Consider the following 8,822-nt stretch of genomic DNA (forward strand, 5'->3'; position numbering starts at 1 on the left):
ATGAGCACGAGCAGCGAGACCCTGACCGGCCTGGAGGCGCCCGCGCTCGGGCCGACCGGGCGTCCCGCGCGCGACTTCGCGGTGCCGGCGCCGCTGCCGAGCCACGGCCCGGCGCGCATCATCACGATGTGCAACCAGAAGGGCGGCGTCGGCAAGACGACGACGTCGATCAACCTCGGTGCCGCGGTCGCCGAGTACGGCCGCCGCGTGCTCGCGGTCGACTTCGACCCGCAGGGCGCGCTCTCGGCGGGCCTCGGCGTCGACAACCACGACGCGACGACGATCTACGACCTGCTGCTGAACTCCAGGCTCGACCCGCGCGAGGCGATCCAGCAGACGAGCACGCCCGGGCTCGACGTCATCCCCGCGAACATCGACCTCTCGGCCGCCGAGGTGCACCTCGTCAACGAGGTCGCCCGCGAGCAGATCCTCGCGCGCGTGCTGCGCAAGGTCGCCGACGACTACGACCTCATCCTCATCGACTGCCAGCCCTCGCTCGGCCTGCTGACCGTCAACGCGCTCACCGCCGCGCACGGCGTGCTCATCCCGCTCGAGAGCGAGTTCTTCGCGCTCCGCGGCGTCGCGCTCCTCAAGGAGACGATCGACAAGGTGCAGGACCGCCTCAACCCCGCCCTGCAGCTCGACGGCATCCTCGTCACGATGTACGACGCCCGCACGCTGCACGCGCGCGAGGTCATGGAGCGGGTCGTGGATGCGTTCGGCGAGACCGTGCTCGAGACCGTCGTGCGCCGCACGGTGAAGTTCCCCGACGCATCCGTCGCCGGGGTGCCGGTGACGCAGTTCGCGCCCGACCACAGCGCCGCGGAGGTCTACCGACAGCTCGCCCGCGAGCTGATCCACCGTGGCGCCATCGCCTGAGCCCGTCGCGCCCGAGGCGGGGGAGTCGGCCGCCGAGGAGGAGCGCCGCGGCTTCCGCCTCGCGCTCGACAACTTCGACGGCCCCTTCGACCTGCTGCTGACGCTCATCGGCAACCGCTCGATGGACGTCACCGAGATCGCGCTCTCGCGCGTGACGGATGAGTTCATCGCCTACGTCCGCACGCTCGACACGCACGAGGAGCTCGAGCAGGCGAGCGAGTTCATCGTCGTCGCCGCGACGCTGCTCGACCTCAAGATCGCCTCGCTGCTGCCGGCGGGCGACGTCGTCGACAGCGAGGACGTCGCGCTGCTCGAGGCGCGCGACCTGCTCTTCGCCCGGCTGCTGCAGTACCGCGCCTTCAAGCAGGCCGCGGCGTGGATGGCGGAGCGCATCGCCGCCGAGAGCGGCCGCCACGCGCGCTCGGTGCGGCTCGAGGAGCGCTTCCGGCAGCGCGTGCCCGAGCTCAAGTGGACGCTCTCGCCCGACGACTTCGCGGCGCTCGCGCTCCTCGCGCTCACGCCGAAGGAGATCCCGACCGTCGGGCTCGGGCACCTGCACGCGCCGCTCGTGTCGATCCGCGAGCAGGCCGCGCACATCGTCGCGACGCTCCGCACCGCGGGCACGACCACCTTCCGCGAGCTCATCGCGGGGGAGGCGACGCGCGGCGTCATCGTCGCGCGCTTCCTCGCGGTGCTCGAGCTCTACCGCCACGCGGCGATCACCTTCGAGCAGGTGGAGCCGCTCGGCGAGCTCTCGATCAGCTGGACCGGCCACGACTTCCGCGACGAGGACCTCGTCGCACTGGGGGCAGACTATGACCATGCCTGAGACGGATGCGGTGGTGGACGACGCGCGCGCAGCCGACCGCTCGCACGTCCCGCTCGAGCGCCGCATCGAGGCGATCCTCATGGTCGCCGACGAGCCGCAGGGCGCGGTGCACCTCGCGACCGCGCTGCAGGCGCCCGTGAAGGCGGTCAAGGCGGCGATCGAGGCGCTCCGCGCGGACTACGACGGCGAGCCTGTCGGGGATCGTCCGGCCGGCCCCGAGCGCGGCTTCGAGCTGCGCGAGGTCGGCGGCGGCTGGCGCATCTACGTGCGCGAGGCGTACGACGCCGACGCGGCCGACTTCGTGCTCACCCAGACGCCCACGCGGCTCTCGCAAGCGGCGCTCGAGACGCTCGCGGTCATCGCCTACAAGCAGCCGATCACGCGCGGCGCCGTCGCCGCGATCCGCGCCGTCAACGTCGACTCGGTCGTGCGCACGCTGCTCGGCCGCGGCCTCATCCGCGAGGCGTTCGCCGACTCCGAGACCGGCGCGATCCACTACGAGACGACCGAGCTGCTGCTGACGCAGCTCGGCCTCAACTCGCTCGACGAGCTGCCCCCGATCAGCCCGCTGCTGCCCGACGGCGAGGAGGACGTGCTCGCATGACCGATCCCACCACGCAGCCCGAGGGCGAGCGCCTGCAGAAGGTGCTCGCCGCCGCGGGCGTCGCGAGCCGCCGCGTCGTCGAGGACATGATCGTCGCCGGCCGCATCGAGGTCGACGGGAGCGTCGTCACCGAGCTCGGCACGCGCATCCGCCCCGACGCCCGGGTGACGGTCGACGGCACCGCCGTGCAGCTCGACGTCACGAAGCGCTACCTCATGCTCAACAAGCCCACGGGCGTCGTCTCGACGATGCGCGACGAGCAGGGCCGGCGCGACCTGCGCGAGTTCACCGACGAGGTGGGGGAGCGCGTCTACAACGTCGGCCGGCTCGACGCCGACACGTCGGGTCTGCTGCTGCTCACGAACGACGGCGAGCTCGCGCACGTGCTCGCGCACCCCTCCTTCGGGGTCGAGAAGACGTACGTCGCGAAGGTGCGCGGCGCGGTCGACCAGCGCGTCATCCGCCGGCTGCTCGACGGCTTCGAGCTCGACGACGGCGAGATCCACGCCGACGCCGCGCGGCTCGTCGGCCGCCCTTCGCAGGGCCACTCGATGGTCGAGCTCACCCTCCACTCGGGCCGCAACCGCATCGTGCGGCGCATGCTCGACCACGTCGGCCACCCGGTCGTCGAGCTCGTGCGGCGCTCCTTCGGGCCGCTCCACCTCGGCACCCTCCGGTCGGGCCGCGTGCGCGAACTCACTAGCATGGAGCGAGGCGCCATCCTCACCCTCGCGAGGTCCGAGCGCTGAACCGCCGCCCAGCGCGGCCCCCGACACCATCCCTGGAGGAGCGTCCGTGACCCACCGACTGCGCGGTCCCGTGCGCATCGTCGGCACCGGGCTCCTCGGCACCTCGATCGGCCTCGGCCTCTCGGCGCGTGGCGTCGAGGTGCAGCTGCGCGACGCGAGCCCCACCGCCGAGCGGCTCGCCGCCGACTTCGGCGCCGGGCGGCTCGCGCGGCCGGGCGACCGGCCCGAGCTCATCGTCGTCGCCGTGCCGCCGGACGTCACGGCGCGCGTCGTCGCGGCCGAGCTCGAGGCGTTCCCGGATGCGGTGGTCACCGACGTCGCGTCGGTCAAGGCCGTGCCGCTCGCCGAGCTCCGCGAGCTCGGCGCCGACGTCAGTCGCTACCTCGGCTCCCACCCGATGGCCGGCCGGGAGCGCTCGGGCGCGCTCGCCGGCTCGGGCGACCTCTTCGTCGGCCGCCCGTGGGTCATCGCGGGCCACGACGACATCTCCTACGAGCGCGGCAGCCTCGTCGACGACCTCATCCTCGACCTGGGCGCCGTGCCGATCGAGTCGACGCCCGAGGAGCACGACCGCGCCGTCGCGATCGTGAGCCACGTGCCGCAGCTCGTCTCGTCGCTCATGGCCGCCCGGCTCGCCGACGCGCCCGACGAGGCGCTGCGGCTCGCGGGCGGCGGCGTGCGCGACGTCACGCGCGTCGCGGCGTCCGACCCCGCGCTGTGGATCCAGATCCTGGGCGCGAACGCCCCCGCCGTCGTCGAGCAGCTGCGCGCGATGCAGGCCGACCTCGCGAGCCTCGTCGACGCGCTCGACGCGCTCGACGCATCCGGGAGCCGGAGGACGGTGGCGGATGCGCTGCGCGCGGGCAACGAGGGCGTTGCGCGCCTGCCGGGCAAGCACGGCACGCACGCGCGCTTCACGCGCGTGCAGGTGCGCATCGACGACCGCCCGGGGCAGCTCGCGCGGCTGCTCGCCGACATCGGCGACGCCGACGTCAACCTCGAGGACGTGCGCATCGAGCACGCCGAGGGCGCGCAGTTCGGCGTCGTCGAGATCACCGTGCTGCCCGATGCGCTGCAGCCGCTGCACGAGGCGCTCGAGCAGCTCGGCTGGCAGGTGGTCGCATGACCGCCGGCGCACAGGCGGCGACCGTCGTCGCGATCGACGGACCCGCGGGCAGCGGCAAGTCGTCGGTCGCGCGCGCGGTCGCGCGCGAGCTCGGCTTCCAGTTCCTCGACACCGGCGCCGCCTACCGCGCGCTCGCGTGGCTCATCCTCGAGCGGGGCGGCGACACCGACGACCCCGCGACCGTCATCGGCGCGCTCGACTCGCTCGACTCGCTCGAGCTCACCGTCGACGCGAGCGGTCAGCGCGTCGCGATCGCCGGCCACGACGTGACCGAGGCGATCCGCAGCGAGCGCATCTCGGCCGCCGTGTCGGGCGTCGCCCGCACGCTGCCGGCGCGCGAGGCGGTCAACGTGCGGTTCCGGGCGATCATCGCCGAGGCTCGGCCCGGCATCGTGGCCGAGGGGCGCGACATCACGACCGTCGTCGCGCCCGACGCCGACGTGCGCGTGCTGCTGACCGCCGACGAGGCCGTGCGCATCCGCCGCCGCTTCGGCGACGTGGGCGGTGACGAGCGGCAGGTGGGTGCCCGCCTGGCCGCGCGCGACGCATCCGACGCCAAGGTCGTCGACTTCCTGAGCGCAGCCGAGGGCGTGACGGTCGTCGACTCGACCGACCTGACATTCGACGAGACCGTGGAGGCCATCGTGCGCCTCGTGACCGAGGAGAGCCATGACTGACGAGACGCGGGGCGACGAGCGGGAGCTCGAGCCCGACTTCGAGGCCGAGGTCGAGACCGACGAGGCGCGGGTCTCCGCGCTGCGCGCGGGCCTCGCCGACTACGAGCTCGACGAGGAGGACGCCGCGCTGCTCGAGGCGGGCGAGGACGACGAGGACGCCTACCGGCTCGAGCCGGCGCTGCCTGTGCTCGCGATCGTCGGCCGCCCGAACGTGGGCAAGTCGGCGCTCGTGAACCGCATCCTCGGCCGTCGCGAGGCGGTCGTCGAGGACACGCCGGGCGTCACGCGCGACCGGGTCTCGTACAAGGCGGAGTGGAACGGGCGCCGCTTCACGCTCGTCGACACGGGCGGCTGGGAGCCTGACGCGCGCGGCATCGACCGCTCGGTCGCGCAGCAGGCCGAGATCGCCGTCGAGCTCGCCGACGCCGTGCTGTTCGTCGTCGACGTCAACGTCGGCCCCACCTCGACCGACGAGCACGTCGTGCGGATGCTGCGGCAGTCGCAGCGGCCCGTGCTGCTCGTCGCCAACAAGTCGGACGACTCGCGACGCGACCTCGAGGCCGCGTCGCTGTGGAGCCTCGGGCTCGGCGAGCCCTACCCCGTCTCGGCGCTGCACGGCCGCGGCGTCGCCGACCTGCTCGACCTCGCGATCAAGGCGCTGCCGGAGGTCTCGGCGGTCGCGAAGGAGGAGTTCGGCGGGCCGCGTCGCGTCGCGCTGCTCGGCCGCCCGAACGTCGGCAAGTCGAGCCTGCTCAACAAGGCCGCCGGCGAGGAGCGCGTCGTCGTCAACGACATGGCGGGCACGACGCGCGACCCGGTGGACGAGCAGATCGAGCTCGGCGGCCGCGTGTGGCGCTTCGTCGACACGGCCGGCATCCGCCGCCGTGTGCACCTGCAGCAGGGCGCCGACTTCTACGCGACGCTGCGCACACAGGCCGCGCTCGAGAAGGCGGAGGTCGCGGTCGTGCTGCTCGACGTCACCGAGGCGCTCTCGGAGCAGGACGTGCGCATCATCGACCTCGTGCTCGAGTCGGGGCGCGCGCTCGTGCTCGCGTTCAACAAGTGGGACCAGCTCGACGACGAGCGCCGCCGCTACCTCGAGCGCGAGATCGAGCAGGACCTCGCGCACGTCGCGTGGGCGCCGCGCGTCAACATCTCGGCCCGCACGGGCCGCCACCTCGAGAAGCTCGTGCCGGCGCTCGAGACGGCGCTCGAGTCGTGGGACAAGCGCATCCCCACCGGCAAGCTCAACGCCTTCATCGCCGATCTCGTCGCCGCGCATCCGCACCCGCTGCGGGGCGGCAAGCAGCCGCGCATCCTGTTCGCAACGCAGGCTGGCACGCGGCCGCCGACCTTCGTGCTGTTCACGACCGGCTTCCTCGACCCGCAGTACCGGCGCTTCATCGAGCGCCGCCTGCGCGAGGACTACGGCTTCGAGGGCACCCCCATCGTGGTGAACATGCGCGTCCGGGAGAAGAGAGAGCGCCGATAGGCGCTCTCCTCGGAGGCCCTTTCGGGCCTCCGAGCCGGACGCGCCGAAGCCCTCTGGGCCGAGGGCGGGAGAAGAGAGAGCGCCGATAGGCGCCCGCACCCCCGTTCGTCGAGTAGCGGCCGCAGGCCGCGTATCGAGACGCGTCTCGGTCGTCTCGACACGGCCCTGCGGGCCTCCTCGACGAGCGGGGTGGCACGTGCCTCCTCGACGAGCGGGGTGATCTGCCGAGCGGGTGGCGCTCAGCGCACCTGGCGTGCCTCGAACTGCATGCGCGGGTGCGCGAACGCATCCTGCGCCTGCACGATCCGCAGCTCGCGCTCGCCCGAGTCGAGCGTCACCTGCAGCAGGTCGAAGACGCTCGAGGCCGTGCGCTCGAGCGCGACCTTCGCCGAGCCGCTCTCGCGGTAGTGCGCGGTGAAGAGCGCGCTCGTGACGTCGCCCGAGCCGTTGGCCTTGAACGGCAGGTGCGGAGTCTGGAGGATCCACGCGCCCTCGCCGTCGACCGCGAGCATCTCGATCGTGTCGGGCTCGCGGTCGGGGCGCAGCACGCTCGTGACGAGCACCGTGTCGGGGCCGAGGTCGCGCGCGCGGTCGACCGACTCGAGCGTCGAATCGATCGTGTCCGGGTCGGTGCCGGTCATGAAGCCGAGCTCGAACTGGTTGGGCGTGATGATGTCGGCGACCGGCAGCGCTCGCTCCCGGATGAGCGGCGGGATCGTGGGCGCGACGAAGCAGCCCGACTTCGCGTTGCCCATCACGGGATCGCACGTGTAGGTCGCCTGCGGGTTCGCGGCCTTCACGCGCGCCACCGCGTCGAGCACGACCTCGACGATCGCCTCCCCGCCGAGGTAGCCCGAGAGCACGCCGTCGACCGTGCCGAGCACCCCGCGGTCCTCGATGCCCGCCACCACGGCGCGCACGTCGTCGGCGGGGATGAGCGGCCCGCCCCACGCGCCGTAGCCGGTGTGGTTCGAGAAGTTGACGGTGAGCACCGGCCACACCTCGTGCCCCGCGCGCTGCAGGGGGAAGACGGCCGCGGAGTTGCCGACGTGCCCGTAGGCGACGTGCGACTGGATCGACAGGAACCTCATCCGTCGATTCTCGCACTGCCCGCCGGGCGTGCCGTGCGTCAGCGGTCGACGACCTCGATGCCGGCAGTGGTGGGCCCGAGCACGGTCGCGACGACGTGGTGCGTCGCGGTGTCGGGCTGGCGGTCGATCGCGAGGCTCCAGATCGCGATGAGGAAGCCGGCGCCGGCGAGCGCGACGCCGATCCAGGCGGGCGCGAGGTAGCCGAGCCCGGCCGCGATGACCGCGCCGCCGAGGGCCGCCCCGATCGCATTGCCGACGTTGAAGGCCGCGTGGTTCGTCGCCGCCCCGAGCAGCTCGGCGTCGCCCGCGATGCTCATGATGCGCGCCTGGATCGCCGGGTTGAGCACCGAGCCGGCGCCGCCGACCATGAACGCGAGCGCGAAGAGCGCGACCGGCTGCCACCCGAGCAGCCCGAAGAGCGCGAGCGACGCGATGAGCACCGGGAAGCCGATCAGGATCGATCGGCGGATGCTGCGGTCGCTCGCCCAGCCGCCGATCGCGTTGCCGATCGTCATGCCCACGCCGACCGTCGCGAGCAGCCACGCGATCGCCGGTTCCGGCAGGCCCGCGACGCGGGTGACGATCTCGGCCGCGTACGAGTAGACGGCGAAGAATCCGCCGAAGCCGATGCAGCCGACGGCGATCATGAGCCACAGCCGGGGGTTCTGGAACGCCGCGATCTCGCGCCGAGCGCTCCGCGTCGCGTCGCCGGGCTGCCTCGGGAGCGCGATCGCGGCGAGCACGAGCGTGACGAGGAAGATGACGGCGACGGCCGCGTACGTCCAGCGCCAGCCGGCCGCCTGACCGAGCCACGTGCCGAGCGGCACGCCGATGATGTTCGCGATCGTGAGCCCCGACAGGGCGAGCGCGACGCCGGCGCCCTGCCGCCCCGGCCCCATGATGCGCGCGGCGAGCAGCGCCGCGACGCCGAAGTACGCGCCGTGGGGGAGACCGGCGACGAAGCGCGCGGCGACCGTGAGCTCGAACGTCGGCATGAGGCCGCTCGCGAGGTTCGCGACCGCGAACGCGGCCGCGAGCAGCAGCACGAGGGTCTTCTGCGACATCCGAGCCGCCCAGACCGACACGAGCGGCGCGCCGACGACGACGCCGAGCGCGTAGGCGGTGATGAGCCACCCGGCGTGCGCGATGCCGCCCTCGGGGTCGGCGTCGAACGCGGGCACGAGGTCGCTCGCGGCGAGGGGGAGGATGCCCATCGTCGCGAACTCGGTCGTGCCGATCCCGAATCCGCCGAGCGCGAGGGTGAAGAGCGCGAGGGACCGTCGCGCGGGCGTCAGCTGCATGCTGCTGTCGATGCTACGCGCCGGGCACCCGGGCGGATGCGCTCCGACGTGCCTCAGCTTCTTTGAGCGCGGGG

Annotated in this window: 9 protein-coding genes; 7 read left to right on the forward strand and 2 right to left on the reverse strand. The window is 73.2% G+C overall.

All coding sequences use genetic code 11. The annotated features are described in order from the left end of the window. Genes L332_RS28865 through der form a run of 7 tightly spaced genes read left to right on the forward strand, consistent with a single transcriptional unit; the run spans position 1 to position 6,356 of the window. Complete coding sequence (locus tag L332_RS28865; RefSeq protein ID WP_021011842.1) at positions 1-879, forward strand: ParA family protein; 879 nt, start codon at positions 1-3, stop codon at positions 877-879. Next, the gene (locus tag L332_RS28870; protein ID WP_021011843.1) at positions 863-1,708 is read left to right on the forward strand and encodes a segregation and condensation protein A; all 846 of its coding nucleotides are present in this window, start codon (positions 863-865) and stop codon (positions 1,706-1,708) included. The genes L332_RS28865 and L332_RS28870 overlap by 17 nt, the downstream gene beginning before the upstream one ends. After that, complete coding sequence (gene scpB / locus L332_RS28875) at positions 1,695-2,312, forward strand: SMC-Scp complex subunit ScpB (protein ID WP_031224456.1); 618 nt, start codon at positions 1,695-1,697, stop codon at positions 2,310-2,312. Before L332_RS28870 ends, scpB begins: the two co-directional genes overlap by 14 nt. After that, complete coding sequence (locus L332_RS28880; protein WP_021011845.1) at positions 2,309-3,061, forward strand: pseudouridine synthase; 753 nt, start codon at positions 2,309-2,311, stop codon at positions 3,059-3,061. The genes scpB and L332_RS28880 overlap by 4 nt, the downstream gene beginning before the upstream one ends. Positions 3,062-3,107: 46 nt before the next feature. After that, positions 3,108-4,187 (forward strand): prephenate dehydrogenase, encoded by a 1,080-nt coding sequence (locus tag L332_RS28885; protein ID WP_021011846.1) that lies wholly within the window; start codon positions 3,108-3,110, stop codon positions 4,185-4,187. Next, a complete protein-coding gene (gene cmk / locus L332_RS28890) occupies positions 4,184-4,864 on the forward strand; it encodes a (d)CMP kinase (protein ID WP_021011847.1) in 681 nt (226 codons plus the stop codon). Before L332_RS28885 ends, cmk begins: the two co-directional genes overlap by 4 nt. Continuing rightward, the gene (der, locus tag L332_RS28895) at positions 4,857-6,356 is read left to right on the forward strand and encodes a ribosome biogenesis GTPase Der (RefSeq protein ID WP_021011848.1); all 1,500 of its coding nucleotides are present in this window, start codon (positions 4,857-4,859) and stop codon (positions 6,354-6,356) included. The genes cmk and der overlap by 8 nt, the downstream gene beginning before the upstream one ends. 239 nt (positions 6,357-6,595) lie before the next feature. On the opposite strand, the gene pdxY is transcribed toward der, so the two are convergent. Further along, entirely contained in the window at positions 6,596-7,447 is an 852-nt protein-coding gene (gene pdxY / locus L332_RS28900; protein ID WP_021011849.1) for a pyridoxal kinase PdxY, read from the reverse strand. 38 nt (positions 7,448-7,485) lie between these two features. Beyond that, on the reverse strand, positions 7,486-8,748 hold the full coding sequence (locus tag L332_RS28905) for an MFS transporter (protein ID WP_021011850.1): 1,263 nt from the start codon (positions 8,746-8,748) through the stop codon (positions 7,486-7,488). Positions 8,749-8,822: the final 74 nt, after the last annotated feature.

It is taken from the genome of Agrococcus pavilionensis RW1, from assembly GCF_000400485.1.
Taxonomy (GTDB): domain Bacteria; phylum Actinomycetota; class Actinomycetes; order Actinomycetales; family Microbacteriaceae; genus Agrococcus; species Agrococcus pavilionensis.

What these genes read in the sequence shown, in the direction of transcription:
- L332_RS28865 (WP_021011842.1), top strand. Translation starts at nt 1, where the DNA reads ATGAGCACGAGCAGCGAGACCCTGACCGGCCTGGAGGCGCCCGCGCTC.
- scpB (WP_031224456.1), top strand. Translation starts at nt 1,695, where the DNA reads ATGACCATGCCTGAGACGGATGCGGTGGTGGACGACGCGCGCGCAGCC.
- L332_RS28880 (WP_021011845.1), top strand. Translation starts at nt 2,309, where the DNA reads ATGACCGATCCCACCACGCAGCCCGAGGGCGAGCGCCTGCAGAAGGTG.
- cmk (WP_021011847.1), top strand. Translation starts at nt 4,184, where the DNA reads ATGACCGCCGGCGCACAGGCGGCGACCGTCGTCGCGATCGACGGACCC.
- der (WP_021011848.1), top strand. Translation starts at nt 4,857, where the DNA reads ATGACTGACGAGACGCGGGGCGACGAGCGGGAGCTCGAGCCCGACTTC.
- pdxY (WP_021011849.1), bottom strand. Translation starts at nt 7,447, where the DNA reads ATGAGGTTCCTGTCGATCCAGTCGCACGTCGCCTACGGGCACGTCGGC.
- L332_RS28905 (WP_021011850.1), bottom strand. Translation starts at nt 8,748, where the DNA reads ATGCAGCTGACGCCCGCGCGACGGTCCCTCGCGCTCTTCACCCTCGCG.